General features: G+C 62.7%; 24 protein-coding genes and 1 pseudogene. 10 read left to right on the top strand and 15 right to left on the bottom strand.

Features of this window, described 5'->3' with window-relative positions; all coding sequences use genetic code 11:
* Window position 1: 1 nt before the first annotated feature.
* The gene (gene ppk2, locus FVE66_RS09185) at window positions 2-895 is read left to right on the top strand and encodes a polyphosphate kinase 2 (RefSeq protein ID WP_151447075.1); all 894 of its coding nucleotides are present in this window, start codon (window positions 2-4) and stop codon (window positions 893-895) included.
* Window positions 896-947: 52 nt separating this feature from the next.
* Here ppk2 and ppk1 read toward each other — a convergent pair whose 3' ends face one another.
* The 8 genes from ppk1 to FVE66_RS09145 form a co-directional block, all read right to left on the bottom strand.
* The gene (ppk1, locus tag FVE66_RS09180) at window positions 948-3101 is read right to left on the bottom strand and encodes a polyphosphate kinase 1 (protein ID WP_151447074.1); all 2154 of its coding nucleotides are present in this window, start codon (window positions 3099-3101) and stop codon (window positions 948-950) included.
* A complete protein-coding gene (locus FVE66_RS09175; RefSeq protein WP_151447275.1) occupies window positions 3101-4795 on the bottom strand; it encodes a SulP family inorganic anion transporter in 1695 nt (564 codons plus the stop codon). Before FVE66_RS09175 ends, ppk1 begins: the two co-directional genes overlap by 1 nt.
* 198 nt (window positions 4796-4993) lie before the next feature.
* Window positions 4994-5986, bottom strand: a complete 993-nt coding sequence (locus tag FVE66_RS09170; protein ID WP_161993231.1) for a CHAD domain-containing protein — start codon at window positions 5984-5986, stop codon at window positions 4994-4996.
* A gap of 49 nt (window positions 5987-6035) precedes the next feature.
* Complete coding sequence (locus FVE66_RS09165; protein WP_151447072.1) at window positions 6036-6356, bottom strand: chaperone modulator CbpM; 321 nt, start codon at window positions 6354-6356, stop codon at window positions 6036-6038.
* 3 nt (window positions 6357-6359) lie between these two features.
* Window positions 6360-7337, bottom strand: coding sequence for a DnaJ C-terminal domain-containing protein (locus FVE66_RS09160; protein WP_151447071.1), 978 nt, complete (start codon window positions 7335-7337; stop codon window positions 6360-6362).
* Between the two features lie 24 nt (window positions 7338-7361).
* Window positions 7362-7553 carry a hypothetical protein gene (locus FVE66_RS09155; protein ID WP_151447070.1) on the bottom strand — a complete coding sequence of 64 codons (192 nt, stop codon included), beginning with the start codon at window positions 7551-7553 and terminating at the stop codon, window positions 7362-7364.
* Window positions 7554-7596: 43 nt separating this feature from the next.
* Entirely contained in the window at window positions 7597-7977 is a 381-nt protein-coding gene (locus tag FVE66_RS09150) for a YegP family protein (protein WP_151447069.1), read from the bottom strand.
* 175 nt (window positions 7978-8152) lie between these two features.
* Window positions 8153-8848 (bottom strand): VIT1/CCC1 transporter family protein, encoded by a 696-nt coding sequence (locus FVE66_RS09145; protein ID WP_151447068.1) that lies wholly within the window; start codon window positions 8846-8848, stop codon window positions 8153-8155.
* 193 nt (window positions 8849-9041) lie between these two features.
* On the opposite strand from FVE66_RS09145, the pseudogene FVE66_RS09140 reads away from it, so the two are divergent.
* From FVE66_RS09140 to FVE66_RS09130, 3 genes and pseudogenes are all read left to right on the top strand, one after another.
* Window positions 9042-9875: pseudogene (locus FVE66_RS09140) on the top strand (aspartate dehydrogenase); the annotation flags it as partial.
* A gap of 258 nt (window positions 9876-10133) precedes the next feature.
* Complete coding sequence (locus FVE66_RS09135) at window positions 10134-10343, top strand: FitA-like ribbon-helix-helix domain-containing protein (RefSeq protein WP_151447066.1); 210 nt, start codon at window positions 10134-10136, stop codon at window positions 10341-10343.
* 9 nt (window positions 10344-10352) lie between these two features.
* Window positions 10353-10799: a type II toxin-antitoxin system VapC family toxin gene (locus FVE66_RS09130; protein WP_151447065.1), complete on the top strand. Its 447-nt coding sequence runs from the start codon at window positions 10353-10355 to the stop codon at window positions 10797-10799.
* A gap of 89 nt (window positions 10800-10888) precedes the next feature.
* Here FVE66_RS09130 and FVE66_RS09125 read toward each other — a convergent pair whose 3' ends face one another.
* From FVE66_RS09125 to fabG, 7 genes are all read right to left on the bottom strand, one after another.
* Complete coding sequence (locus FVE66_RS09125) at window positions 10889-12382, bottom strand: serine/threonine protein kinase (RefSeq protein WP_151447064.1); 1494 nt, start codon at window positions 12380-12382, stop codon at window positions 10889-10891.
* Window positions 12379-13131: a metallophosphoesterase family protein gene (locus tag FVE66_RS09120; RefSeq protein WP_151447063.1), complete on the bottom strand. Its 753-nt coding sequence runs from the start codon at window positions 13129-13131 to the stop codon at window positions 12379-12381. Before FVE66_RS09120 ends, FVE66_RS09125 begins: the two co-directional genes overlap by 4 nt.
* A gap of 126 nt (window positions 13132-13257) precedes the next feature.
* Window positions 13258-14391, bottom strand: a complete 1134-nt coding sequence (locus FVE66_RS09115) for a CaiB/BaiF CoA transferase family protein (protein ID WP_151447062.1) — start codon at window positions 14389-14391, stop codon at window positions 13258-13260.
* 39 nt (window positions 14392-14430) lie between these two features.
* Complete coding sequence (locus FVE66_RS09110; RefSeq protein ID WP_151447061.1) at window positions 14431-15171, bottom strand: IclR family transcriptional regulator; 741 nt, start codon at window positions 15169-15171, stop codon at window positions 14431-14433.
* A gap of 54 nt (window positions 15172-15225) precedes the next feature.
* Window positions 15226-16380 carry an acyl-CoA dehydrogenase family protein gene (locus FVE66_RS09105; RefSeq protein WP_151447060.1) on the bottom strand — a complete coding sequence of 385 codons (1155 nt, stop codon included), beginning with the start codon at window positions 16378-16380 and terminating at the stop codon, window positions 15226-15228.
* A 45-nt stretch (window positions 16381-16425) separates the two neighbouring features.
* The gene (locus FVE66_RS09100) at window positions 16426-18540 is read right to left on the bottom strand and encodes an acetate--CoA ligase family protein (protein WP_151447059.1); all 2115 of its coding nucleotides are present in this window, start codon (window positions 18538-18540) and stop codon (window positions 16426-16428) included.
* Window positions 18541-18586: 46 nt separating this feature from the next.
* The gene (gene fabG, locus FVE66_RS09095; protein ID WP_151447058.1) at window positions 18587-19339 is read right to left on the bottom strand and encodes a 3-oxoacyl-ACP reductase FabG; all 753 of its coding nucleotides are present in this window, start codon (window positions 19337-19339) and stop codon (window positions 18587-18589) included.
* A 252-nt stretch (window positions 19340-19591) separates the two neighbouring features.
* On the opposite strand from fabG, the gene FVE66_RS09090 reads away from it, so the two are divergent.
* The 6 genes from FVE66_RS09090 (at window position 19592) to FVE66_RS09065 (ending at window position 26567) form a co-directional block, all read left to right on the top strand.
* Entirely contained in the window at window positions 19592-20554 is a 963-nt protein-coding gene (locus tag FVE66_RS09090) for a Bug family tripartite tricarboxylate transporter substrate binding protein (protein WP_151447057.1), read from the top strand.
* A 114-nt stretch (window positions 20555-20668) separates the two neighbouring features.
* Window positions 20669-21652 carry a Bug family tripartite tricarboxylate transporter substrate binding protein gene (locus FVE66_RS09085; protein WP_241673104.1) on the top strand — a complete coding sequence of 328 codons (984 nt, stop codon included), beginning with the start codon at window positions 20669-20671 and terminating at the stop codon, window positions 21650-21652.
* 106 nt (window positions 21653-21758) lie between these two features.
* Entirely contained in the window at window positions 21759-22619 is an 861-nt protein-coding gene (locus FVE66_RS09080; protein ID WP_151447056.1) for a MaoC/PaaZ C-terminal domain-containing protein, read from the top strand.
* Between the two features lie 4 nt (window positions 22620-22623).
* A complete protein-coding gene (locus FVE66_RS09075) occupies window positions 22624-24177 on the top strand; it encodes an AMP-binding protein (protein WP_241673103.1) in 1554 nt (517 codons plus the stop codon).
* An 11-nt stretch (window positions 24178-24188) separates the two neighbouring features.
* Complete coding sequence (locus tag FVE66_RS09070) at window positions 24189-25358, top strand: acyl-CoA dehydrogenase family protein (RefSeq protein WP_151447055.1); 1170 nt, start codon at window positions 24189-24191, stop codon at window positions 25356-25358.
* A 51-nt stretch (window positions 25359-25409) separates the two neighbouring features.
* Complete coding sequence (locus FVE66_RS09065; protein WP_151447054.1) at window positions 25410-26567, top strand: acetyl-CoA acetyltransferase; 1158 nt, start codon at window positions 25410-25412, stop codon at window positions 26565-26567.

Below are 26567 nucleotides of genomic sequence, written 5' to 3'. Positions count from 1 at the left end.
GATGTCCAAAACCGCGACGCCGCCGGCAGAGTCGCAGGCAACCGATGCACAGCCAGCGGACAAGAATCCCCAGGCCGCAAGCAGCGCGAAAGCAGGCAGGAGAAAATCCGCATTGAAAGTCCCTGAATTGCCTTCCATCAGCGCCAAGGAATACAAGAAGGAACTGCGCTTGCTGCAGATCGAACTGGTCAAGCTCCAGCGTCACTTCATCCGCTGCAACCAGAAAATCCTGATCCTGATCGAGGGGCGGGATGCGGCAGGCAAGGACGGCGTCATCAAGCGCATCGTCCAGCACCTGAGTCCGCGCGAGACGCGCGTCGTTGCGCTCGGCACGCCTTCGGACCGCGATCGCAGCCAATGGTATTTCCAGCGCTACGTTCCGCATCTGCCGGCAGCCCGGGAACTGGTCCTGTTCAACCGCAGCTGGTACAACCGCGCGGGCGTCGAGCATGTGATGGGGTTTTGCAGCAAGGAGGAACATGAGGAGTTCATGCAATCCGTTCCTGACTTCGAACGGATGCTGGTCAATGCCCCGATCAGGCTGATGAAATACTACCTGGACATCTCCCGCGACGAACAGGCCAAGCGGCTGGATGAACGCAAGCACGATCCGCTCACGCAATGGAAGGTGAGTCCGATCGATGGCGTCGCCCTGGAAAACTGGAAGGCTTACACCGCGGCGCGCGACACCATGCTGGTCAGGACGCACAACATGCTGTCCCCCTGGCGCATCGTTCGCGCGGACAACAAGCGCATTGCGCGCCTGAACCTGATGCGCGACATCCTGTCGCATCTGCCGTACGCGGGCAAGGACGAAAAGCTGGTTCAGCCGGACCCGACCGTGGTCTTCGAATTTCACTCGGAGTGCCTGAAGAACGGCATGCTCGCGCGCTGAATCCTGCGCTGGACGCATCACTCACCCATCACTCACGCATCATCACGCATCCTCACGCGTCATTGACGCTACCCAAGGTGCCAAGTGTTGCGGCCAGATGCAACTGGGCGCGCCAGGCTGAAGTCTTCTTGCGCGCTTTCTTCTGATGGTAGACGCCGCTGGAATCCAGTTCCCAGGCATCGGCATTGTCCTTCAGGTAAGGGCGCAGGCCCTCGTCGATGACGCGGCGCTTGAGCGACTTGTCGAGCACCGGGAAAGCGATTTCGATGCGCCGGAACAGGTTGCGGCCCATCCAGTCGGCGCTGGAGAGGTACACATCGTGCCGGAGGTCGTTGCGGAAATAGAAGATACGCGAATGTTCGAGGAAGCGACCAACGATGGAGCGCACTTTGATGTTGTCTGACATGCCCGGAACGCCCGGCCGCAGCGCGCAGGCGCCTCGCACGATCAGGTCGATTTTCACGCCGGCTCGGGAGGCCGCATACAGGGCGTCGATCACCGACTCGTCGAGCAGGGCATTCATCTTGGCGATGATGCGTCCAGGACGTCCCTGGCTGGCAATTGCCGCTTCGTTCCGGATCGCTTTCACCAATTTCCGCTGCAGGGTGAACGGGGCCAGCCAGAGATATTGCAATTTCCCCGGCTTGGTCAGGCTGGTGAGGTGGATGAATATCTCGTTGACTTCGGCGGTAATGCCTTCATGTGACGTGAGCAGTCCGAAGTCCGAGTACAACCTGGTGGTGGTCGGATGGTAGTTGCCGGTGCCCAGGTGCGCGTAGTAGCGCAATTCGCCATGTTCCCGCCGTATTACCAGCGCCAGCTTGGCGTGCGTCTTCAGGCCGACGACGCCGTACACCACCTGCGCACCCACGCGTTCCAGCCTTTCGGCCCAGTTGATGTTGGCCTCTTCGTCGAAACGCGCCATCAGTTCAACGATCACGGTCACTTCCTTGCCACGCCGCGCCGCGAGTATCAGCGACTCCATCAGGTCGGAATTCATGCCGGTGCGGTAGATGGTCTGCTTGATGGCAAGCACATCGGGATCTTCCGCCGCGGTGCGAATGAAGTTTGCGACCGGCTGGAACGACTGGAATGGATGATGCAGCAGCACATCCTTCGAGCGCAGGATGGCGAAGATGTCGCCCTGCGACAGCGTGTCCGGCAAGCCGGGCGAGAAGGGTGGAAACAGCAGCGCCGGCTGTGGCACATGGTCGATCAGTTCGAGCAGGCGCGCCATGTTGACCGGCCCATCCACTGCATAGAAACGATTCCTGTCGATCGCGAACTGTGCCAGCAGGAAGTCTGACAAATGCGGCGGGCAGCCCGCTGACACTTCGAGCCGGACCGCCACCCCGAACTGCCGGGTCGACAGTTCAAGCTGCAGCGCCTCCCGCAGGTTCTTGACTTCTTCTTCATCCAGCCACAAGTCGCTGTTTCGCGTCACCCGGAATTGCGAACAGGAAGTCACTGTACGCCCGGTAAACAAGTCCGCCATGTGGGCTTGAATGATGGAGGACAGCAGGCAAAAACAGATCCCCTTGCCGGACAGGCTATCGGGCAGGCGGATCACGCGCGGCAACACCCGCGGCGCCTTCACGATGGCGATTGCATTTTCACGGCCGAAGGCGTCCCGGCCGGACAGTTCGGCGATGAAATTCAGGCTCTTGTTGAGCACCTGCGGGAACGGATGTGCCGGATCGAGTCCGATTGGTGTCAGCAGCGGCCGTACCGCGCGTTCGAAATAGGACTTTACCCATGCGCGTTGCGCTTCGTTGCGATCCTGGTGGTCCAGCAGGAACACGCCCTTGGCCGCCAGTTCGGGCAGGACCTCATTGTTCAGGATCTCGTATTGCCGCGCGATGATGCGATGGCATTCGATGCTCCCTCGCTCCATCGCTTCTTCGGTCGCCTGCGGGCTCGCCGGCGCCGATTTCATGTTCTCCGGCGCCAGCAAGCTGGCGACCCGGATTTCGAAAAATTCATCCAGGTTGTTGCTGACGATGCACAAGTAGCGCAGCCGTTCCAGCAGGGGGATTTCCTTGTTCTCGGCCTGCGCCAGTACCCGGCGATTGAAAGCCAGTTGGGACAGCTCGCGATCGAGGTAGGGGAGGGGGGCACCGGGCGAATCGGTCCGGGATAATTTTTTCGGAGGACGCTGGGTTCGCTTGGGGCGATTCGTCTTGGCGGTTCGTGAAGTCGGGGTCATCAAGCGCGGTCCTCCCAGTCATGCCACTGCACTTGATTTGCCTTCAGGTAGCGGTTCACCGCCTCGCCAATCGTCGGGAAGAACCGTTCCTCGCCAACCCGCGAGAACAGGCCGAAGCGCTTGAGCTTGTCCTTCACGGGCCCCTTCATCTCGGCAAAACACAGTTCGATGCCGGCCGCGCGCAGCGTGTCGTCCAGCTCGGACAATGCATCGGCGGCGGTGACGTCGACGCTGGTCACGGGTTCGGCGCCGACCACCAGCCAGCGCACCGGCGTGGGCGAGCTTGCCACCGCGTCCAGCGCGCGATCCTGGAACAGTTCGGCGTTGGCGAAAAACAGCGGCGCATCCCAGCGGAACAGGACCAGTCCCGGGACCAGCCGGGCTTCCGGGTGGCGGCTGATGTCGTGGTAACCCTTGATGCCGTCGACCCGCCCCAGCACGGCGTAATGAGGGCGCCAGCCGTCCCACAGGAACTCGATCACCGCGACCACGATGGCAATCCCGATGCCCGGGATCACGCCGAAAATGGCCACGCCCACCAGGCAGCCGATCGACAGCCAGAACTCCCAGCGCTGGATACGGTAGATGCGGCGCAGGTCGCTGACCTCGATCAGTCCCAGTGCCGATGCGATGACTACCGCGGCCAGCGCGGCGGTGGGCAGGTTCCTCAGCAAGCCGGGGCCGAACATCAGCAGGGCGGCCACTGCCAGCGCGGCAACCACACAGGCGAGCTGGGTCTTGGCCCCGGCGGCTTCGGCAACCGGCGTGCGCGATGTGCTGGAGCTGACCGGAAAGCCCTGGAAAAATCCGGCCGCCAGGTTGGCCGCTCCCAGGCCCAGCATTTCCCGGTTCGGATCGACATAGGTGCCGGTTCGGGCGGCGTAACTGCGCGATAGCACGCTGGTGTCGGCGAACGACACCATGGCTACCGCGAAACCGCCGACCAGCACTGGCACCAGGTCGCTGGCCATGATGACCGGGAAGCTGAAGTCCGGCAGACCCTGCGGCAGCGAACCCAGCACCGACACGCCGGCGCCTTGCGCGAGGCCGAGGGCTTCAACGACGAGGGTGACGCTCACCACGGCAATCAGGAGCCCCGGCACCCTCTGGAATCGCTTGAGCACCAGGATCGTCGCCAGCGTGCCGACGCCAAGCAGCAGGGCGGTCCAATTGGTTTTGCCGGCCAGTACGGCCTCGATGAATCCCTGCCCCTTCTCCAGCAGTCCATCGCCTTTGACCGTAAAGCCGAACAGTGCGGGCAACTGGCTGATCAGCACGGTCAGCGCAATGCCGTTCATGTAGCCGTAGCGGATCGGCTTCGACAGCAGCTCCGTGATGAAGCCCAGGCGCGCGATGCCACCCGCGATGCATATCAGGCCGGACACCAGGGCCATCATGCCGGCCAGCGCAATGGCCCGCTGCGGATCGCCGGCAGACAGTGGCAGCACGACAGCAAGAATCAGTGCGGCCAGCGAAGAATCCGGCCCCAGCACGAATATGCGGCTGGGCCCGAACAGCGCGTATGCCAGCATCGGAATGATCGTCGCGTAAAGGCCGCAGATGCCCGGCAAGCCCGAGGCTACTGCGTAGGCAATGCCGACCGGCACCAGCATCGCCGTCAGCGCCAGGCCGGCCGCGATGTCGGCGCCAAGCCATGCGCCCTGATAGGTGCGCATGGCCTGCAATCCGGGCATCCAGCGAAACCAGCCGGTCTGGTTTGCAGCCAGCCGCGGACGTACGATGCGGCCCGGCTCCGGCCGCGGAGGGACTTGGACTGGATCGTTCACCGGACCTCGATGGTGTTGAATGCAGGGCCAGGGCGTGGCGGGAGCATGCGTTGGTGCCGGCCGAGGGCACGCACCGGGAGCAGCCTTGCCGCTGGCGCTGCAGGATTATTTCTTGCGCTGGAAGGGCAATGAATCAGGCAAGGGCAGGGGCAATGGCATCGACCTGATTCGCTTCCATGCCTGGCGCAGTCTTCTGTCATCTGCTCGGGCAAGGCAGGCAAGGTATCCGCGTACGAAGGCGGTCTTGGCTCCCAGCTCGGGCTGTGCCGCTTCCAGTTCCTGTAACAGCGTTGACGCAACCGCCGCATCGTTCAAGTATCCCAGTTGTTCCTGAAGCCGGGCCAGCGCCGCGACATAAGGGCGCACGCGCTTTGCCGGAAACAGTGATTCAAAAAATTCTGTCGCATATCTGGTTTTTTTCGCAGCGATGCGCAGCCGGTGCCTTGTCTGCGCATCGGCGCCTTTCAAGCGGCGCCCGCGTCTGACCAGTGCCTCGTGGTCGCTCATCAAGGTCTTGCGTGCAAAGCGCCTGATGGGCTTTGCTAGTGTACCCCGCCGGGCATCGGAACCGGCCACCCGCCAGGACGCGTCTTGCACCCAGCCGGAGAGAGCCCGGACCAGGCTGGCGTAGCGCGGCGAACGGATGGCTGCCGCAGCGGCCACATGGCTGGCAGCAGCTTGCGCCCGGGCCGCTTCACTGACGGGCTGCACGATCGCACTGTCGGCGATGTCCGTTGCGACGTCGGCCAGCGTCGATCCGGCCAGGACATCCCAGTCGCGCGCGCGGCCCAACTCGGTCCCGAGCCAATCCAGCTCTGCCTGCAGCTCGTCGGGGCACGCAATGATTTTCCTGAATATGCCGAGTGCCGAACGAAGGCGGCGCAGTCCCACCCGCATCTGGTGCACGCTTTCGACGTCGTGCGCTTTGGCGACGCCGTCCTCATTGGCCTGGACCTGGGCGAGGCAATTCTTCACGATGGTCCGGAAGGCCTGCTCAAGCGTCATCCCGGGCGCAAGCCGGATCGGCGCCGACTTTACCGCCCCAGCAAGCAGATCCTCATCGCCGCCGCGCTGTCGATCCTGCGGGAACTGATGCATCGCCTGGAGAATGGATAAATGGATGAATGGATGAGTGCAGCTGAAGCCCTTACTCCTGGAATCCTGCCGCGCGCAGCCGGGCCCGCAGCCGGCCGACTTCATCGAACAGGTCGGCGACAAGGGCGGCAAGTTCGGGATTGGCGTCGAATGTTCTTTCCACATCCTGCAGGCGACGCACGCGTAGCAGGTCGCGGCTGGAAAAGCGCCATTGCTCGGGTGGCATGCCGGGATCGGCGTCCAGCGCCCCCGCCTGTATGCGTTCAATCACCCACTGCCGGCTGACCGTGCAGCTTGACGCCAGCTCGTCGAGCGTGAGCCGGGTTTCATCCAGCAATACCGCGATCAATTCCGGCTTGTTGGCCCGCTTCATGGATCATCCTCCCAGACCCTGGCGCGGATTGAACTTGAATTCGCGCGCCATCGTTTCGTACAGCTTGCGTGCCTTCTCGTCATCCGCCGGCGGCACCACGATCTCCAGCACCAGGTAGAGGTCGCCCGGGGTCGAACCGGGAATGCCACGTCCCTTCAGCCGCAGCTTGCGGCCGGACTGCGACTTTTCCGGGATGCGCACTTCCAGCGCGCCGTCCGGCACCGGGGCTTCGACGGTGCCACCGAGTGCTGCCTCCCAGGGCGTGATGGGCAGCGTGGCGTAGACGTCGCGTCCCTCGGCGCGATAGCGCGGGTGCGGCTTGAAGTTCACCTCCAGGAACAGGTCGCCGGCTTCGCCGCCGCCCATGCCCGGGCTGCCCTGGCCGGAGAGCCGGATCAACTGGCCTTCATGCACGCCTTTCGGGATCCGCACATCGAGCGTCCGCTCGGCCAGGTGGACATGGCCGCTGGCGTCCGATTGCGGCGCACGCAGGCTGATCGAACGGGATGCGCCGCGATAAGCGTCCACAATATCCAGCACGATCCTGGCGTGGTGATCCTCTCCGCGTGCCCGGAACTGCGCGCCGCCAGCGTGCCTGGCGTGCCGGCCCTGTTGGCCCGGCCTGCCCATGCCAGCGCCGCGGCCGCCGAACAGCTCCGAGAAAAAGTCGCTGAAGTCCGCGGCTTCTGCATCGGAAAATCGTCCGCCGGAGAATTCGTAACCTGCATTCCAGTCAGGCGGAGGGCGGAATTCCTGGCCTGCGCGATAGCTCTGCTGGACGTTGTCGTATGCCGCCCGCTTTTCCGGATCGGACAGGACTGCGTAGGCCTCGTTGATTTCCTTCATCCGCACGTCCGCATCGGCCTCCTTCGATACGTCCGGATGGTACTTTCTGGCCAGCTTGCGATACGATTTCTTGATGTCGTCAGCGCTCGCACCGCGCGTGACCGCGAGGATCTGGTAATAGTCCTTGAACTCCAAGCGGTAACTCCTCCTGCCGCAGCGCTAGACGATCACATCGGGGGGGCTGACCATCATCTCGCTGTATTCCAGGCGGGAATACATTCGATCGAGCGTGACGCCGTCCGCCAGTTCCATGCGGACTTCAAGATCGCCGTCGGGAATGCGCGCCAGCACGTAGATCCGGGTCACCGCCACCAGTTCGAAGTAGTCGCCACTCGGTTTTTTGTAGTACATGCCGTCTCCATCGGAGCATTGAACAAAGGGGCAAGGGCTACGCTCACAAGCGTTTCTCACTGGCAGGCGCTCCCGCCCCGGACTTCAATGGCATGGTCAAATCCTTGATGGTTTGGGTTGCGCCGCCGGCTTTTACCTTTTCGATTTCACTGGCGCACGATTCGCCCGATGCGTGCATGCCGCTGGTGCCGATCACCTGGTGGTTGGCCGCCTTCAGATTGAAATAGAACTTGCCGTTCGATGCCGACTTTTTCTCGTAGCGGGCGTCGTTCTGGCAGTTGCCTTGCACCGATTCGATGCCGTTTTCAGCGGCGCTTTTTGTCTTGTAAAGTTCGCTGGTGAGCAATGTGCCGCCTTCGTCCGACTTCAGGACGAAGCGGAACTGGCCGTCGCTGCTATTGGTCAACTCGTACCATGTGGACATGTTGGTGCTCCTCGGTTTGGTTGCAGGCCGGGTTCTTTATCTTGCTGGGCCCGGAATTTTCCTGTCAACTATCGACTGCCAATGCCCAATTAACAATAGATGGATGCCTGCAGGCGACGGGGATTTGACCTGAGTCAATGGCACCTGGCGCTCAGGCAGCGAGTCCTGCGATCAATCAGACAACCGTTCCGAACAGCGCGCCTATGGCTGCGGTGGTGCCCATTGCCAGCACGCTCCAGAAGGTGACCCGCATCGCGCCCCTGACGACGTTGGCGCCGCCCGCCTTTGCTGCCAGGCCGCCAAGCAAGGCAAGGAAGAACAGCGATGCCGCGGCGACATAAGGAATCAGTTGGGCGTGCGGCGCCAGGACTACCACCAGCAGCGGCAGCAGCGCTCCGGCAGTAAAGCTCATTGCCGAAGCGAATGCCGCCTGCAGCGGCCTGGCGCTCAGGGTTTCGGTAATGCCGAGCTCATCCCTGGCGTGCGCGCGCAGTGCTCCCTTTTCCATCAATTGAGCAGCTACCTGCCTGGCCAGCGGTCGGTCCAGACCACGGCCGACATAAATGCCTTCCAGCTCCAGCAGTTCGCTTTCAGGATTACTTTGCAGCTCTGCCAGTTCGGTGGCGAGGGCAGCTTGTTCAGTGTCGGCCTGCGATTGCACCGAAACATACTCGCCGGTGGCCATCGACATGGCGCCCGCAACCAGGCTGGCAATGCCGGCAACCAGTATTGCCTGATGCGTCGCCTGGGAAGCAGCGACCCCGAGTATCAGGCTCGATGTCGACACGATGCCGTCGTTGGCGCCGAGCACGGCAGCGCGCAACCATCCGACATGTTCCAACCGGTGTTTTTCAAGATGGCGATAGATCATGGAGGGCTTCGCGGAAATTTCCGGGTGGCTGATTCAGACTCATCGGGTGTAATTCAATATTACCCTTGATAGTGCACTCTGCAGCCCGGCCCGGCCTGCAAATGTGCGCGGCAAGAATCGGGTACGTCAATCAGGTACGCATCTTGCAGGCTGATGCTGTAGAGCATGGGCAGCTGACGTATCATGGAATCTATCACCAGAGGGAGTTCAAATGAACAGTAAATCGGATCTGCGCATCGGCATCGCCGGGCTGGGAGCGATCGGCCAGCAAGTCGCGCGGGCACTCGATCAGGGTGTCCCTGGTTGCCGGTTGGTGGCCGCGAGCGCACGGAATCAGGACAAGGCAGCGTCATTTCTCTCGACCCTGGACAGCAAGGTGGCGCTGGTAAAGGTGGAACAGTTGGCCGACTACGCCGATATCGTGGTCGAGTGCGCGCCGGCCGAACTGTTGCCGGCCATACTGAAGCCGGTGATTGGCGCCGGCAAGAAGGCAGTCGTGCTGTCGATTGGCGCCTTGCTGGAGCATATGGACCTGGTTGACCGGTGCCGCGAGACCGGCGCCCAGATCATGGTGCCGACCGGCGCCCTGATCGGCCTTGATGCAGTGAGCGCCGCAGCCGAAGGCACCATCCACTCGGTGCGCATGATTTCCCGCAAGCCGCCGAAGGGTCTGCAGGGTGCACCGTTCTTGGTGGAAAACAATATCGACATCAGCGACCTGAAAGAGCCGCTGACGCTGTATGAGGGCAGCGCACGTGGCGCCGCCAAAGGATTTCCGGCCAACCTGAATGTGGCGATTGCACTCTCGCTGGCCGGCATCGGGCCGGATCGTACCGAGTTGCAGGTGTGGGCCGATCCGCGTGTGACCCGCAATACACACACGATAGAAGTGGATTCGGACTCGGCGTCTTTCACGATGACGATAGAAAACATCCCGTCTGAAAATCCCAAGACCGGCCGTATCACGGCCAAGAGCGTGATTGCGCTGCTGCGCAAGATGTCTGCTCCGCTGCGCGTGGGTACGTGAAGCAACCCGACGCCTGCATCCAGACCGATTTCCAGGCTAACGGTGTGCCGCAATGCGTGGTGCGTGTCGAGCCGACTGAATCGATGTTGGACGCCACGCGGCGGGCTTTGCCTGCCATGAATGTGAATCATCGGAACGCGCCCGCCAGTCGTACGGATTGATGTCAAAGCCTGTGCGGTTTTTCGGAGTGCTTGCATTCGCAGTCAGCCCATCCTATATTGCTATCATTGATAGCAAACCTTCTGGTGGGAGATTGCGATGTCACAACTTCTGGTTCGCGATGTGGATGAGGCCCTTGTCCTGGAACTGAAACGCCGTGCGGCAGAGCACGGTCGCAGCGCGGAAGCCGAGCATCGGGAAATCCTGCGCCATGCTTTACTGGAGAAGCAACCCAAGCCTCGCTCGTTCAAGGAGGTGCTTGCTTCGATGCCCAGCCTTGGCGGCGACGATCTCTTTGACGTTCGCTAGGCGGTTGATTTGGAAACCACCTATCTGCTGGACACCAACATCCTCAGCGAGTATCGGAAGGGCAAAGGGGCGCATCCCGGTGTACGGCATTTTTTCAATACCGCTGAGGACTCAAGCCTCTTCGTTCCTGTTCAGGTCATAGGCGAGATTCGATCCGGAATTGAAAAGCTGCGTCGCCTGAATGATCGGCCAAGCGCTATCGTCTATGAAAAGTGGCTGGATGCCGTGCTGGGCGAATTCGCTGACCGGATTGTCGGGTTCGACATGGAAAGCGCCCAGATGTGGGGCTTGCTGCTCTCGGGGGAAAAGGGAGATCCACACACCATCGACAAGCAGATTGCGGCCATGGCGCTGGTCCGGGGAATGACTGTCGTGACGGGGGACAGGGGAGTCGCGTTCAGGGGTGTGTACGGGCTGAAGATCTTGAACCCGCTGCTGGATGGGGCGAATTCCTGATTCATGGCGTGCGCCGGTCTGCTCTGCGCTTCACGATTTGGCCAATGACCTGCACCATGAGGACGGAACAGCCCCGGCCGGCCGCGCTCCTATCCCGATTGGTACGTATCAGCGAGTTCCTCGCTGCCAGCCACATCCCGCTCCACCATCGTCAAAGGCACCGGCTCCTTCACCAGGATCACGGTGCAGGGCGCGTTCATTGCCACCTTGATCGGCACCGTTGCCACGAAGCGCTGCATCGGCAGTCCATGGGTGGCGGCGCCCATGATGATCAGGCTGACCTGGTTGCCTGCGGCATAGCGCAACAGTGCTTGCGCCACATCGGTCGATTCGAGCACGTGAAACGAGGCCTGGTGCAGTGACAGGTCCAGGCCCTGGGCCCACTTGCGGAAGCTGGTCAGGTGCTGCAGGCGACGTCCGGTTTCACCGCCGCTGCTGTTGGAGGCGCCGATGGCGGCAATGGCCGGGTTCACCACGGTCACGACAGCCAGCCGGGCGCCGGGGCGGGTTCCCAGCGAGCGGGCAGTTGCCTGGCGCAGCGCGTACATGGCCAGGTCGCTCACATCTTCGTTGGGTAGCGCCACCATCACGATCGGCACCTGCATGATTTGCTGCGAGGGCAGGGGGCTCGGTTCGTAGTGCATGCCGGCGGCGCGCAGCCATTGCCTGAAGTGCCACCAGAACCCGCGCACCCGTGTTTCACGTCCGCGCGAAGTGATCTTGACCTGGTCGGGATTGTGCAGGTCGAACATCAGGTGCGCAGCGGACGGATAACGCTGGTCGGCCTGCGGCTCCAGGCAACGCAGGATGATTTCCTGCAGCCACTCCGGCAGGTCGCTGCGGTATGTCAGGTACGCGCGCGGCGGACGCGGGCTCATCCACAAGCGTTGCCGCATGCCGCCGCGTGTCTGCGGCGCGCCGAAGGGCAACTTGCCGGTCGCCATCTCGTACAGCATGACGCCGATCGCAAATACATCGCTGCGCGGGTCGCCGCGCACGCCAACGATCTGTTCGGGCGCAATCCAGGCAGGAGAACCCACCGCCTTGCGCAACTCCTCGGCCAGCAGGTCCGGATAGTCGGAATGGCAGGACAGGCCAAAGTCGATCAGCACGATGCGACCCTGCTCGTCGATGATCGCGTTGGCAGGTTTCAGGTCGAGGTGACAGGTATTTTGCTGATGCAGGCTATGGACCGCCTGCGCCAGCCGCGCGCCCATGTCGGCAATCGCTGCAACCGGGATCGGGCGATGCGCATCGGCGAAGGTCTGCATCCAGGCTTCCAGCGTCTGGCCGTTGACCCGCTCCATCACGATATAGGGCAGGCGGCTGAGGTCGCCGGCGGCGACGAAGCGCGGCACATGCGGTCCCTGCAGTACTTGCAGCAACTGGTGTTCTATTTCAAAACCGACGATATTCTCGCTGCCATCGCCGGCGCCCATGTGCGGCACCTTCATCACCATCGGAAACGGCGATGGCCGTCCGTCGGCATAGGTGACGGCGAAAATTCGCGCCATTGCCCCGGCATGCAGGCATTCCTCGATGCGGAAACCATCCAGCTCGGCACCGGCCTCCAACCGCCTCATAGCCCGTTCTCCAGGCGGGTTGCCAATACCTGCGGCAAACCTTCGGCGCGGATCGCCCGCGCTACCGAGAGGAAGTCATAGCTCACACGGTGAAAAGTCAGCAGCCCGGCATCGGTATCGAACAGGGCGTAGTTTGCGCGGGGATCGCCATCGCGCGGTTGCCCGGCCGAGCCGACGATGGCCAGCCATTGCCGGTGCGGCCCGACCGGGATCGCCACGCCGGGGCGCGGCACGAAACGCATCAGGTTGCGGCCGGCGCCGCGATAGTACAAAGCCTGTTCGTGGACATGGCCGCCGAAGACATGATGGACGTCGGGGTTCTGGGTGGCGGCTTCCAGGCTGCGCTCTGCGACCCGTTCGTCGTGCACGTAATGCCAGCGCTCGGGCGCATCTGCGCTGGCATGAACCAGGAACGCGCTGCCGAGAACGGCGGTGAGCGGCAATCGCGCCAGCCAGTCGCGTTGCAGGTCGTCCAGCCGGCTGTGGGTCCAGGCAGCGGTGATGTCACCCCAGGTCGAACCGGTCAGGACCGGATTGACCGGCAGCGTGTCGTGGTTGCCGCGCAGGATCAGCGCGCCTTCCTGTTCAAGTTCGCGGCAGAGGTCGACCACCTCGCCAGGATGGGGGCCGTAATCGACCAGGTCGCCGAGGATGGCAATCCGGGTCGCGCCTTGACTGCGGGCGTGGGCCAGGCAGGCTTCGAATGCCGGCAGGTTGGCATGCAGGTCGGAAAGCAGGGCAAGTTTCACGGTTCGTTCCAGTGTTTCTCATCCGCGCCGTCGTGACCGGATGCTTACACTGCAAGATGCTACTTGGTTTCCCGGCCTTGACCAAGCCTGCCAGGCACGCACCTGGCAGCGAGGGGGCGACGCCTGCTAGCAGGAAATGGTGCCGTGTTCGCGCAAGGCGGCGATATCCTGTTCCGACATGCCGATCTGCGCCAGCAGTTCCTGCGTGTGTTCGCCTGTCTTGGGAATCGGCCTGGCGACGCCGGGGGTGCGGCTGAAGCGCGGCGTCGGCGCAGGATGCAGCACGCCGCTGGTTCTGGTAAAACTGTTGCGCGCAACGCTGTGCGGGTGCCGGGTCGCTTCCTCGAAGTCGAGCACCGGCGCAAAGCAGGCTTCGCTGCCTTCGAGCAGCCCGCACCATTCGTCGCGGGTCCTGGTCACGAACATGGCGGCCAGCTTTTCGCGCAGGGCCGGCCAGTGCCCGCGCTCCCATTGCAGTTCGAACTCGGGATCGGTAATGCCGCAGCGCTCCAGCATGACGCGATAGAACTGCGGTTCGATCGGGCCGATCGAGACGGCTTTTCCGTCAGCGCAGGTATAGCAACCATAGAAATGGGCGCCACCGTCCAGCATGTTGGACTGGCGCTGGTTGACCCAGCTTCCGTTGGCGACCTGTCCATGGTAGGGGGTGGCCAGCATGGCGGCGCCGTCGCAGATGGCCGAATCCAGTACTTGTCCCTTGCCGGTGCCGCGCGCTTCCAGCAGTGCGCATACCACGCCGAAAGCCAGCATCATGCCGCCGCCGCCGAGGTCGCCCACGACGTGCAGCGGCGGCGTGGGAGGGCGGTCGGGGTAGCCCATCGCATTGAGCAAGCCGGTGATGGCGAGGTAGTTCAGGTCGTGCCCGGCTGCCTGTGACAGCGGACCATCCTGGCCCCAGCCGGTCATGCGCCCGTACACCAGCCGCGGATTGCGTTCCAGGCACACCTCGGGACCCATGCCCAGGCGCTCCATCACGCCAGGTCTGAATCCTTCGATCAGGGCGTCGGATTTTTCCATCAGGCGCAGCACGATGTCGACCGCGCCGGGCTTCTTGATGTCCAGCGCAATCGTGCGTCGGCCACGGTCGACGATGGTGCCGCCGCCGCCCAGGAAACCTGGCACCAGGCGGTCGATACGGATGACGTCGGCACCCATGTCGGCCAGCATCATCGCAGCGAATGGCGCCGGGCCGATGCCCGCCATTTCCAGTACGGTAAATCCCTTGAGTGGACCAGTCATGTTCTGTCTTCCAGCATTAAAAGGTGAATGTCGTGGATTCTACGACTCGAAGAATTCGGCGCGTGCTTCCGTCAGGATTTTTATGCAGGCGTCGATGTTTTGCGAAACCCGGTGGGTTGGCCCGACGATCGACAATGCCGTCAGCCGGTCGCCGACCTTGCCGGCTATGGCTATGGCAAACACGCCCTCGACGCCTTCCTCCTTGGCGATGAAGCACTTGTTGCCCTGGTTGGTGGCCTCGATCTCGGCACGCAATGCGTCCCGCTGGGTAATCGTCTTGGGCGTGGTGGCGATCATCGGCAAGGCGTCGATCAGCGCGTTCCTCTCGTCCGGCTCCATGGCCCCAAGCAGCGCTTTCCCGAGGGATGTACCCTGGACCTCAAGGACGGTACCCGGCCGCAGCACGTAGCGCAGCGCGCGCGAACTCTCCTTGCAGGCAAAAATCTTCACCTTGTTGCCATCGATATGGCCGCACATCGCGCTCTCTCCGGACTGCCGCATCAGGATTTCCAGCGCCTCGGAGGCGAAGATCTGCAAGGAATCCGATGCCGCGATTCCCTGGGCAATGTTCAGCAAACGTCCGGTCGGATGGAAGTGACGGGATTTTGGCGTACGAAGCAGGAATCCTGCCTGGCGCAGCGTGAACAGCAAATCCGAACAGCTGCTGTCGGCCAGGTCGAGGTAGCGCGCCATTTCCGAGTTGGTCAACGGGCGCTGTTCGCGGGCGAAGACCTCGAAAACCTGAAGCGCACGCTGGGCGGTCGGAATTATTTGTGGCATGGGATTTCAAGGCTCCGCAAATTTGAGGCAGGGATTTTACCGCTTTGCATCTGGCTACCGGATCGCCGAGACGCCCAGCACAGTCTGTGCCATCAGCATGGACTGGATCTGGTTGGTGCCTTCGGCAATGCTGAGATGGCGCGCATCGCGGTAATAGCGCTCGATCGGGAACAGGGCGGTGTAGCCGGCGCCGCCATGCACCTGCATTGATGTCTCGGCCACCCGCAGCACGGCGTCGGTGGCGTAGCGCTTGGCCATCGAGCACAGCGCCTGGGCGTCGGGCGCGTTGCGGTCGAGCGCGTCAGCGGCGCGGTAGCACAACAAGCGTGAGGTTTCGACCAGCGTCATCATGTCCGCAATCATTTGCTGCACCAGCTGGAAACCGGCGATCTTGCGGCCGAACTGCGAACGCTCCAGCGAGAATTTTACGGCCGCTTCATAGGCGGCTTCGGCGATGCCCAGCGCCGAGAATGCCACCACGCAGCGGCCGACATTCAGGTATTTCTTGGCCAGTGAAAAAGCCTGGCCTTCCTTGCCCACCAGGTTCGCGGCGGGTATGGCGACATCGTCGAACAGCAACTCGCCCAGCGGGCAGCTGTGCATGCCCATCTTGGGGATACCCGTGGTCGAGAAGCCCGGCATGGTGTTTTCAAACAGCAGGCAGGAGACGCCTTGCTTGCCGTCGGCCATGGGGCTCTTGACGAACACCACGCCGACGTCGGCGATGGTGCCGACGCTGATGTACAGCTTGCGGCCATTGACCTTCCAGCCGTCGGCGGTGGGGGTGGCGCGGGTTTCGATGTGCGCTGCGTCCGATCCGATGTTGGGTTCGCTCAGGGCGAACGCAGCCAGCTTTTCGGCGCTCAGGATGCCGGGCAGGTAGCGCTCGATCAGGTGCTTCGAGCCGCCTTCGACCAGTACCGACGCGGCAAGGTTGCTGGTGCTGATGATGCTGCGCAGGGACGGCCATACGCGCGCCACTTCGCAGATCAGCATGCCGTAGGTCGTCATCGGCAGGCCGAATCCGCCGACTTCCTCAGGCAGAAGGCCTCCCAGCAAGCCGAAATCTTTCATTGCCATGACGGTTTTCCTGGGCACCGGCAGGCTTTGCGCTTCATACGCGTGCACCATGGGCGCAACTTCCGCCTCCAGGTAGCGGCGCAGCGCGTCCCGCAGTTCCAGTTGCAGGGAATCGAGTTGGAAATCCATACAGTCTCCGATTTATATTCAGTGTGCGGGCCGTGGGCCCGATGTTCATGCGCGGAAGGTGATCAGCGCGTCCAGCGGCAGCGCGCCCTGGCCCGCTGTGCCGACCCAGACCGGATTGATTTCCATCTCGTGCAGCGTGTCGCGATGGCTCTCGGCCAGCGCGGATGTCTTCAGGATCAGGTCTTCCAGCGCGGCAAAGTCGACCGGTGCCTGTCCGCGCACGCCGTCGAGCACCTCGACATGCTTGATTTCACGGATCATTGCGCGTGCATCTTGCGGCGTCAGCGGAATCATCCTGTGGGTCACGTCGCGCAGCACTTCCACCAGCACGCCGCCCAGGCCGAAAGTCAGTATCAGGCCGTAGGCGGGATCACGGTGCACGCCGATCAATACTTCGCGTGCGCCGGGGGGCATCATTTTTTCGACCAGGATCCCTTCGATCCGCGCATCGCTCTTGTAACGGCCGACGGACTCGAGGATGGTGGTGTAGGTCTGGCGCACATCATCGTCCGAGCGCAGGTTCAGCTTGACGCCGCCCGCTTCGGTCTTGTGCGCGATGTCGGGGCTGACGATCTTCAGCACAACCGGAAAACCCATGGCGCCGGCAAAGGAAATCGCTTGCTCCGCGGAATTGGCGACCTGGCTGGGCGGGGTAGGGAAGCCGGCATCGCGCAGCAAGGCCTTGCCCGCCGATTCGTTCAGCGTGCGCAGCGCGCCGGATGCCGGCGTGTCGGTGGCACCGTGCACTGCCGTGGCGTGCGCGGCAGCAGGCTTGGCACCCGCCGCAACGGGGAAGCGCCGGGTCAGCGCCGACATTGCCGACGACAAGGACAGGAAGGGCAACAAGCCTTTTGTTTCCAGGATCTGGAAGCCTTCGCCCAGGCGGCGGCTCATCCATACCGGCACGATATGGGCGCCGGTTTCCTCGGCCACGTCGACGATCGCCTGCGCCATCGCCTTGGTGATTCCGGCATAGTCCATTGCGATCGGGAACATCAGGGTGCCGACATTCGGGTCCTGCGCAATGATCTTCAGGCATTTTCCGGTCATGGTCGCGTCGCGAAAGACATCGGCGGTGGCGTCGACCGGATTGGGGATGTGGGCGAATGCGGGCAACACCTTGCGCAATTCAGCCTCGGTCTGCGGTGACAGCACGGCCATCGGCACATCCAGCGCGCCGGCAATGTCCGCCGCCAGCGCAGCAGTGCCGCCGGAGAAGGTGAATATGGCCACGCCCGAACCGGGCGCCGGCGCCGGACGCGCCAGCATGCGGGCAACGTACAGCAGTTCGTCCAGGTCGCCCACCTCGATCGCGCCGAACTGGCGGAACACCGCACTGTTGACGCTGGCCGAGCCGGCGACCGACGCCGTATGCGACTGCGCCGCCAGGATGCCCGCTTCCGAGCGCCCGACCTTGAGCACCACCACCGGCTTGTTGCGCGAGCGCGCGCGCTCCAGCGCAGCGGCCAGCTTGCGGCCATCCTTGATGCCTTCCATCAGCACGCCGATGACCTTTATCTGCGGATCATCTGCCATCCAGGCGATGAAATCCGGAACATCCAGGTCCACTTCATTACCGGGTGAGAACAACATCGCCGCACCCTCGCCGTGGCTCAGGCCCTGCAGCAGGTTGCGGCCCAGTCCGCCGCCTTGGGTGGCCAGCCCGACGCCGCCGCTGTTCAGGTCGTCCTTGTAAGCGGGCGAAAAGGTCATGCCCAGGCGGTCACGGACGTTGACGAAACCCGGGCAGTTGGGTCCGTACACATGCAATCCGGTACGGCGGCACAGGTCCGCGATTTCCGCCTCCAGTGCACGGCCTTCTTCGCCGACTTCGGCAAAGCCGGAGGTCATCACGATTGCGAACGGAATGCGGCGCTCGACGCATTGGTTCAGGGTATCGAGTACCAGGGAGAGATTGACGATGATGATCGCGACGTCGATCTCGGCTTCCGGCGGCAACTCGCGAATCGACGGCCAGCATTGCTGGTCGCCGATGACCTGGTAGGCGGGATTGACCGGGTACACCTCGCCCCTCAGGTCCGAGTGCAGCACGAGGTTGTCGTAAAGCCTGCGGCCCTGGCTGGATTCGCGCCCGGAAGCGCCGACCACAGCGATGTTGCGCGGGTTTACAAACCGGGAAAGATCCGGGAACTGTCTCATTTCGCTTTTTTCTCCTTGGTACATGCTTATCCTGGACTGCCCGGCATCAGCTCGAGTAACGACCGCCGGTCACATGCAGCGTCTCGCCAGTGATGAAGCCGGCACGTTGCGACGCCAGGAAGGTCACTGCATCGGCGATGTCCTCGACCGCGCCCATGCGCTGGATCGGCTGCCGTGCCAGCGCGTTGGTGCGCAGCGTCTCGTAGGTCACCAGGTCGCGCACCAACTGGGTTTCCACCAGGCCGGGCGCCACGGCATTGGCGGTGATGTTGAATTTGCCTTGCTCGAAGGCGAGCGAACGGGTGAAGCCGAGCAGGCCTGCCTTGGCCGACGCATAGTTGGTCTGGCCCGGATTGCCCAAATGGGCGCGCGAGGAGATGTTGATGATGCGGCCCCATTTGTTTTTCATCATCGAGGGAAGCGCCGCGCGGGTGCAATGGAACGCACCTTTCAGGATGGTGTCGACCACCGAATCCCATTCGAGCACGGACATCTTGGTCAGGTATTTGTCGCGGGTGAAACCGGCGTTGTTGACCAGGATGTCGATGCTGCCGAATTCCTTCACCGCGTGGTCGGCCATGGCCTGGACCTGCTCCTCGTCGCACACGTTGGCGGCCATGCCGGTGGCCGAATAGCCGGCTTTGCGCAGGCTTTCAACTGCTTCGGCGACAGCGGTCGGATTGATGTCGTTGATCACGATATGCACGCCTTCCCTGGCCAGTGCCACCGCCGTTGCATAGCCGATGCCGCGGCCGGAACCAGTGATCAGGGCTACCTTGCCTTCAATTTGCAGATCCATTTCATTTTCCTTTTCGATTGTTCGGTTTGCTCACGCGAGCTGCCCGGTACGCCGGCGCTCCGGCAAGCATTGGTGCCAACGATTGGTGCCAATGATTGCTGCCAATGCGAGATGCCGAAAAACTATACATCCACTCGGAAAAACATGATAGTCTTTTTCGGCGACGTGATGTATGTTTCGGTATCTCGTAGAAAAAAATCAGGCGAGATCCGAGTTAACTTGTGCCAGAAAAATAGCCATAGGAGATTGGAAATGTCTTTGAAATTGAAATTTGCGGCGGTGTTGGCCGGCTTGGCGGTTTGCGGATTGGCCGCGGCCCAGGCATATCCGACCAAGCCGATCAAGCTGCTGGTAGGTTTCGCTCCAGGCGGCGCGACTGATCAACTCGGACGTACTTATGCGCGCAAACTTTCCGAGAAACTCGGGCAACAGGTTGTGGTTGACAACAAGCCCGGCGCGGGCGGCAACCTTGCCATCCAGCTGCTGACGCAAAGTCCTGCGGACGGCTACACGCTGGCTGTCGGCGCCAACTACATCGCATCGAACGCAGCACTGAAGCGCAATCCTTATAACTGGGACACCGACCTGGCGCCGGTGGCGCAGCTGGCGGCCACGCCCAACCTGCTGGTGGTGCCGGCCAATTCCAAAATCAGGAACATCAAGGATCTGATCGCGGCAGGCAAGGTACCCGGCGCTTCGCCCACCTTCGGCTCGGCCGGCATGGGCACCTCGATCCATCTGGCCGGCGAGCTGTTCAAGCTGATGACCGGCACCAACATGACCCATGTTCCGTACAAGGGCGTGTCCCCGGCCGAGGTGGACCTGATGGCCGGCACGGTCGACCTGATGTTCGGCAGCATTTCGACCGCAGTGCCGCTGGTCAAATCGGGCCGCCTGCATGCGATCGCCGTCACCAGCCGCGAGCGCGTGAAAGAACTGCCAAACATTCCGACGGTCGAGGAACTGGGTTTGAAAGGCTTTGAGGTCGAGGCCAGCTACCTGCTCGCCGCGCCGGCCAAAATTCCGGCTGATGTGCTCAAGCGCCTTGCTGACGCAATGGCTGAAATCAACAAGGATCCGGAAGTGATCGCCTTTATCGAGCGCCTGTACGCGCGTCCCCTGAAGGGCGGACCCGAGGAAACCAAGGCCTTCCTGAAGAGTGAAGTCGACAAATGGCAGCGCGTCGTGAACGCGAGCGGACTGAAAGTCGAATGATCGCGGGCTGACAAGCTCGCATCAGCATTCGTGCCGATGCGGGCGCGGCGGGCCGCATGGCGCCGCCGCACCCGCATCGGCTAGTCACAGCGAACCGCACTCAAGGAATACATCATGCGTACATTCAAGCACTCCCTGTTGACGATGGCCCTTGGCCTCGCCGTATCTTTCGCAGGACTGACCCAGGCCCATGCAGCCGACCCTTTCCCCAGCAAGCCGATCCGCATCATCGCCCCGAGCTCGCCCGGCGGCATTCTTGACCTGACCAGCCGTCTGGTGGGCAAGAAATTGTCCGATCAGTTGAAGCACCCGGTCGTCATTGAAAACATGCCGGGAGCAGGCGGCATCATCGGCGTGCAGGGCATGTTGCGTGCCGAGCCGGATGGCCACACGATGGTGATGGGCAGCCTCGGTCCCAACGCCGCCAATTACACCCTGCGCACCAACCTGCCGTACACGATGGCCGACTTCGCGCCGGTCATCAACGTTCTCTCCATGCCGAATGTGCTGGTGGTCAATCCCAAGCTGCCGGTCACCAACCTGGCGCAGTTCAAGGCTTACGCTGCAACCAAGCCGGGCGGCCTGAGCATGGCGATATCCACCAGTGGCTCGTCGGGCCACCTGGCTGGTGAATTGCTGAAAATCCGGCTGCAGGTGCCGGCGGTGAATGTCATCTACAAGGGCGCCGCGCCGGCGCTGACAGACCTGATCGCGGGCCAGGTTGATTTCATGGTCGACAACATGATCACGGCGCTGCCGCATATCAAGGCCGGCAAGCTGCGCGCGATTGCGGTCACCACAAAAGCCCGCAGCGTCGACCTGCCTGACGTACCCGGCCTGGCAGAGCTTGGCTATCCGGACATCGACGTCGGCGTCTGGGTCGGCTTGCTGGTTTCCTCGAAAACCCCGCCTGCGATTGTCGAGAAGCTGAATGTCGCGCTCAACGCGGTGCTGGCCGACCCTGAAATCAGGGCAACCTTCGCCAAGCAGGGCGGGGTGGCGGTAGGTGGCTCTGCAGCGGACTTCGACAAGTTCATCCGCGCGGAAAAAGACCGCTGGGAAAAAGTGATCACCACGGCCAAGCTCAAACCCGATTGATGTGACGCGGCGTGATGGGACGTGATGGGACCTGATGGGGCGTAACGAGCCGGAGCGATGCTGCTCCGGCTGCAAGAACAACTGGAAGTACTGAAGGAGATTTATCTTGGCAATCATCTACGACAAGCTGCGCAACTGGAAATTTGAAGACCGCGTGGATACCTATGCCGCGCGCGACTGCATGCTGTACGCGCTCGGGCTCGGCTATGGCAGCGATCCGCTCGACGAAAGCGAGCTGCGCTTCGTGCACGAGAAGGACACGCTGGTCGTGCCAACCCTGATGGCCACCGTTGGCGCACCCAATGCGTGGGCTGCCGATCCGGCCACCGGCATCAACTACCTGCAGTTGCTGCATGGCGAGCACCGCATGACCTTCCACAATCCGGTCCAGGCTGCCGCCAGCGTGCGCAGCAAGACCCGCGTCAGCGGGCTGGTCGACAAAGGGGAAGGGAAGGGCGCGCTGGTGATCACCCAGCGCGACATCTTCGACGAGGCCAGCGGCCTGCCTTTGGCCAGCATTGAACACGTTTCTTTCTGCCGTGCCGATGGCGGCTTCGGGGCCGGAGACCAGGCACCGGCAGCGTTGCCGGCAACGCCCGACCGGGCGCCGGACCATGTGGTGGAACTGTCCATCCTGCCGCAGGCGGCCTTGCTGTATCGCCTGAACGGTGATTTCAACCAGGTCCACATCCAGCCATCGGTCGCTCGCGCGGCCGGCTTCGAGCGTCCCATCCTGCATGGCTTGTGCACCTTCGGCATGGCGGCGCGGGCGCTGCTGCGCGCCTGCTGCCCGGATGGCCCGCAACAAATGAAGAGCTTCTCCACGCGCTTTTCCGCGGTGATCTTCCCGGGCGAGACGCTGCGGGTTGAAATCTGGCGGACGGCGGGCGGGGCGCATTTCCGCGCGCTGGCCAAGGAGCGCGAGAAGGTCGTGCTCAGCAATGGCTACGCCGACATCGCAGGGTAAATGCATGTCACCGAACATGTCACCGCTTGAACTTCATGCAGCAGCAACCCCGGATCAGGTCGCCTATCGCCTGATTCCGTCGGACTACTGCGTGACCTGGCGCGAACTTGAATTGCGTTCGCGCAAATGCGCGGCGGCAATGGTGGATGCCGGGATGCAGACTGGCGACGTGATCGCCGTCTACCTCGAAAACCACCCTCGCTATTTCGAGATCCTGTGGGCCGCGCACCGCATAGGCTTGTACTACACCACCATCAGCCGCCACCTGAAGCAGGAGGAGGTGCAGTACATCATCGAAGACTCCGATGCCAAGCTGCTGTTCTGCTCGAGTGCCACGCTGGATGGCATCTCGCCGGAGCGGCTGGCCGGGCGCGGCGTGCACTGCGTGACGATGGACGAAGGGGGCCGTGGCCTGACCAGCTACGACGCCTGGGTCGGCAAGTTCGGCGACGACGTCAGCTTGCCTGAGCGTCCGGAAGGCACCGATTTCTGCTATTCGTCAGGCACCACGGGCCAGCCCAAGGGCATCAAGCGTGCGCTGGCCACCGCCAACCAGTTCTTCCGGGTCGGCGACCAGGCAAGAAGCAGCTGGAAAGCATTTGATCGCAACAGCGTCTACCTGTCGACCGCGCCCTTTTATCACACCGCCCCGGTGCGTTGGAACATGTCGGTGCTGCGCGCCGGCGGAACCTCCGTGCTGATGGAAAAATTCGACCCGGCTGCAGCCCTGGCTGCCATCGAAAAATATGGCGTCACCCATGCCCAGTTCGTGCCGACCATGTTCATACGCCTGCTGCGCCTGCCGCAGCAGGAGCGCGAGCGCTACGACCTGTCTTCGCTGCGCTTTGCGGTGCATGCGGCCGCGCCTTGCCCGGCCAGCGTCAAGGAAGAAATGATCGCCTGGTGGGGCCCGCGGCTTTACGAGTTTTACAGCGGCACCGAACTGGTCGGGCGCACCTCGCTGGATTCGATCGAGTGGCTGGCCCACAAGGGATCGGTGGGCAGGGCCGAGTTCGGTCAGGTGCACATCGTCGACGAAGAAGGGCGGGAACTGGAGAGCGGACAGAACGGCGTCATCTATTTTTCCGGCGGCCCGACTTTCGAATACCACAAGGACCCGGAGAAAACCCGCGCCGCTTACAACGACCGCGGCTGGGGCACCTATGGCGACATCGGCCACCTGGACGATGAAGGCTACCTCTACCTGACCGACCGGCTGTCGAACATGATCGTGTCCGGCGGCGTCAACATCTACCCGCAGGAGGCAGAGAACATCCTGGCCGCGCACCCGGCCGTGGTCGATGTCGCGGTGGTCGGGGTGCCGAACGAGGAGTTTGGCGAAGAGGTGAAGGCCGTGGTGCAACTCCAGCCCGGGCAGGAGCCCAGCGCCGCCCTGGCAGCCGAGTTGATGGCTTATTGCCGGGAACGCCTGTCGCCGATCAAATGCCCGCGTTCGGTCGAGTTCGATCCGGCGCTGCCCCGCACCGAGGCCGGCAAGTTGCTGAAGCGGCTGGTCAAGCAACGCTACTGGCCGACAGAAACGAAAATTGCTCACTGACGAGAGATGACATGAGTTCAACACCAACCAGTACTGGCGCCAGCACCAGCGCCAGTTCGCTCTATTCACCCGAGCACGAACTGTTCCGGCGCACCGTCGTGCGCTTCCTCGAATCCGAGGTCCTGCCGCAACTGCCGGAATGGGAGAAACAAGGTTTCGTGCCGCGTGACCTGTGGCGCAAGGCCGGCGCCACCGGCCTGCTGTTGCCAAGCGCACCCGAGCAATACGGCGGCGGTGGCGGCGACTTCCTGCACACGGCCATCGTGGTCGAGGAAATCGCCCGTCACCTGGCAACCGGCGTGGCCGGTTTCACCACCCATTCCGACATCGTCGCTCCTTACCTGTTGAACATCGGCACCGAAGAACAGAAGCTGCGCTTTGTGCCGAAGATGGCCAGTGGCGACATCGTCGGTTCGCTCGCCATCACCGAACCCGGCGCAGGCAGCGACGTCAAGGCGATCCGCACTACCGCCCAGCGCGTGGACGGCGGCTTCCTGATCAACGGCCAGAAGACATTCATCACCAATGGCTACCACGCCGACTACGTGCTGATCGTCGCCAAGACCGACCCGGCCGCCGGCTCCAGGGGCATCAGCCTGTTCTGGGTCGACGCCACCACCCCCGGCTTTTCGCGCGGACGCGTGCTGGACAAGGTTGGCCTCAAGGCGCAGGACACGGCGGAACTGTTTTTCGAGAACTTGCTGGTGCCGGAAGAAGCGCTGCTCGGCGAAGTCAACCTCGGCTTTTCCTATCTGATGCGAGAGCTGGTGCGCGAACGCCTGATGATCGCCGTGCGCTGCGCGATGGCGCTTGAATCGGCGCTCGACGGCACCATCGCCTACACCAAGGACCGGCAGGCCTTCGGCAAGGCGCTGATCGACAACCAGCACATCCGTTTCAAGCTGGCCGACATCAAGACCCTGGCCTGCGTGACCCGTACTTTCGTCGATTCATGCGTCACCCGCTACATGCGTGGCGAGCTCGATACCGATGGCGCCGCGATGGCCAAGCTGTGGGCATCCGAAGCGACGCGCGCGATCGACGACCTGATGCAGTTCCACGGCGGCTACGGCTACATGCGTGAATACCCGATCGCGCGCGCCTGGACCGATGTGCGTCCCAACCGCATCTATGGCGGCACCTCGGAGATCATGCGGGAACTGATCGCCAGGACGCTCTGAACAAGCAACACGCATTCAATCAGAAACCAAGCAGAAAACCGGAATGAAAGCATGACTAAAGAACTATCGAAATCGATCGCGATCGTCGGCGCAGCCGAATCCGACCTGGGGAAAGTGCCCGGGATGACAGCGCTGGAGATGCAGGGCCAGGCGGCACACCGGGCCTTGCTCGACTGCGGCCTGACCCTGAAGGACGTGGATGGGGTGTTCGCCCATACGGATGACAAGTTTTCCAGCCTGCAGGTGGCGGAATATCTCGGCATCCAGCCGCGTTACATGGACTCGACCAATGTGGGCGGCATGTCCAACGTGCTCCACATCCGCCATGCGATGGCCGCAATTGCCGCCGGCATGTGCGAGGTGGCGCTGATCACCTACGGCAGCACACAGTTGTCGGGCGGTGGCCGCAAGCTGGGCGGTGCGCTGGATGACATGCGCACCCCGCTCGGACAGTTCATCCTGCCGTATGGTCCGCTGAGCCCGATCAGCTACTACGCGATGGTCGCGCAACTGCACATGCACCGCTACGGCACCACCAGCGAGCAACTGGCGGAAGTCGCGGTGGCAGCCCGCAAATGGGCGATGCTCAACCCGAAAGCATACCGTCGCGATCCGCTGTCGATCGAGGACGTGCTGTCATCGAAGATGCTGGCCGAACCGCTGCGCCAGCGCGACTGCTGCCTGGTCACCGACGCCGGCGGCGCGCTGATCGTCACCACCGCGGCCCGCGCCCAATCCTTGCGCCGGCCACCGGTGTATGTGATGGGCATTGCCGAAACTTTCTCGCATCACTACACGCCGTTCAACACTGCCGACCTGCTGGACACCGGCGTCGCATCGACTGCCGACGAAGCGCTGCAAATGGCAGGCGTGACCCGCGAGGACATCGACGTGGTCCAGATCTATGACCACTTCACGATCGGCGTGATCCAGTCGCTTGAAGAGCTTGGCTTCTGCAAGCGCGGCGAGGGCGGCGACTTCGTGACTGGTGGACGGCTGGCTCCAGGCGGCGATTTCCAGATCAATACCTCGGGCGGCGGCTTGTCGTACAACCACCCCGGCATGTTCGGCATGCTGCTGGTGCTGGAAGCGGTCCATCAACTGCGCAAGGAATGCGGCGAGCGTCAGTTGCCCAAAGCCGAACTGGCATTGGTGCACGCGCCCGGACTGGTCTTTTCCGCCAACTCAACCATGATCCTCGGAGTCTGA

This window comes from Lacisediminimonas profundi (assembly GCF_008831265.1).
GTDB classification, from domain to species: Bacteria; Pseudomonadota; Gammaproteobacteria; order Burkholderiales; family Burkholderiaceae_D; genus Lacisediminimonas; species Lacisediminimonas profundi.
This window is presented reverse-complemented; position numbering and strand designations above follow the sequence as displayed.

Excerpts from the sequence above, each read along its gene's own strand:
- FVE66_RS09105 (WP_151447060.1), bottom strand. The coding sequence starts at position 16,380 with ATGGATTTCCAACTCGATTCCCTGCAACTGGAACTGCGGGACGCGCTG.
- FVE66_RS09155 (WP_151447070.1), bottom strand. The coding sequence starts at position 7,553 with ATGTACTACAAAAAACCGAGTGGCGACTACTTCGAACTGGTGGCGGTG.
- FVE66_RS09085 (WP_241673104.1), top strand. The coding sequence starts at position 20,669 with ATGCGTACATTCAAGCACTCCCTGTTGACGATGGCCCTTGGCCTCGCC.
- FVE66_RS09065 (WP_151447054.1), top strand. The coding sequence starts at position 25,410 with ATGACTAAAGAACTATCGAAATCGATCGCGATCGTCGGCGCAGCCGAA.
- FVE66_RS09115 (WP_151447062.1), bottom strand. The coding sequence starts at position 14,391 with ATGACTGGTCCACTCAAGGGATTTACCGTACTGGAAATGGCGGGCATC.
- FVE66_RS09110 (WP_151447061.1), bottom strand. The coding sequence starts at position 15,171 with ATGCCACAAATAATTCCGACCGCCCAGCGTGCGCTTCAGGTTTTCGAG.
- FVE66_RS09100 (WP_151447059.1), bottom strand. The coding sequence starts at position 18,540 with ATGAGACAGTTCCCGGATCTTTCCCGGTTTGTAAACCCGCGCAACATC.
- FVE66_RS09075 (WP_241673103.1), top strand. The coding sequence starts at position 22,624 with ATGTCACCGAACATGTCACCGCTTGAACTTCATGCAGCAGCAACCCCG.
- ppk2 (WP_151447075.1), top strand. The coding sequence starts at position 2 with ATGTCCAAAACCGCGACGCCGCCGGCAGAGTCGCAGGCAACCGATGCA.
- FVE66_RS09170 (WP_161993231.1), bottom strand. The coding sequence starts at position 5,986 with ATGCATCAGTTCCCGCAGGATCGACAGCGCGGCGGCGATGAGGATCTG.
- FVE66_RS09135 (WP_151447066.1), top strand. The coding sequence starts at position 10,134 with ATGTCACAACTTCTGGTTCGCGATGTGGATGAGGCCCTTGTCCTGGAA.
- FVE66_RS09165 (WP_151447072.1), bottom strand. The coding sequence starts at position 6,356 with ATGAAGCGGGCCAACAAGCCGGAATTGATCGCGGTATTGCTGGATGAA.
- FVE66_RS09150 (WP_151447069.1), bottom strand. The coding sequence starts at position 7,977 with ATGTCCACATGGTACGAGTTGACCAATAGCAGCGACGGCCAGTTCCGC.
- fabG (WP_151447058.1), bottom strand. The coding sequence starts at position 19,339 with ATGGATCTGCAAATTGAAGGCAAGGTAGCCCTGATCACTGGTTCCGGC.
- FVE66_RS09125 (WP_151447064.1), bottom strand. The coding sequence starts at position 12,382 with ATGAGGCGGTTGGAGGCCGGTGCCGAGCTGGATGGTTTCCGCATCGAG.
- FVE66_RS09070 (WP_151447055.1), top strand. The coding sequence starts at position 24,189 with ATGAGTTCAACACCAACCAGTACTGGCGCCAGCACCAGCGCCAGTTCG.
- FVE66_RS09090 (WP_151447057.1), top strand. The coding sequence starts at position 19,592 with ATGTCTTTGAAATTGAAATTTGCGGCGGTGTTGGCCGGCTTGGCGGTT.
- FVE66_RS09145 (WP_151447068.1), bottom strand. The coding sequence starts at position 8,848 with ATGATCTATCGCCATCTTGAAAAACACCGGTTGGAACATGTCGGATGG.
- ppk1 (WP_151447074.1), bottom strand. The coding sequence starts at position 3,101 with ATGACCCCGACTTCACGAACCGCCAAGACGAATCGCCCCAAGCGAACC.
- FVE66_RS09175 (WP_151447275.1), bottom strand. The coding sequence starts at position 4,795 with ATGCCCGGATTGCAGGCCATGCGCACCTATCAGGGCGCATGGCTTGGC.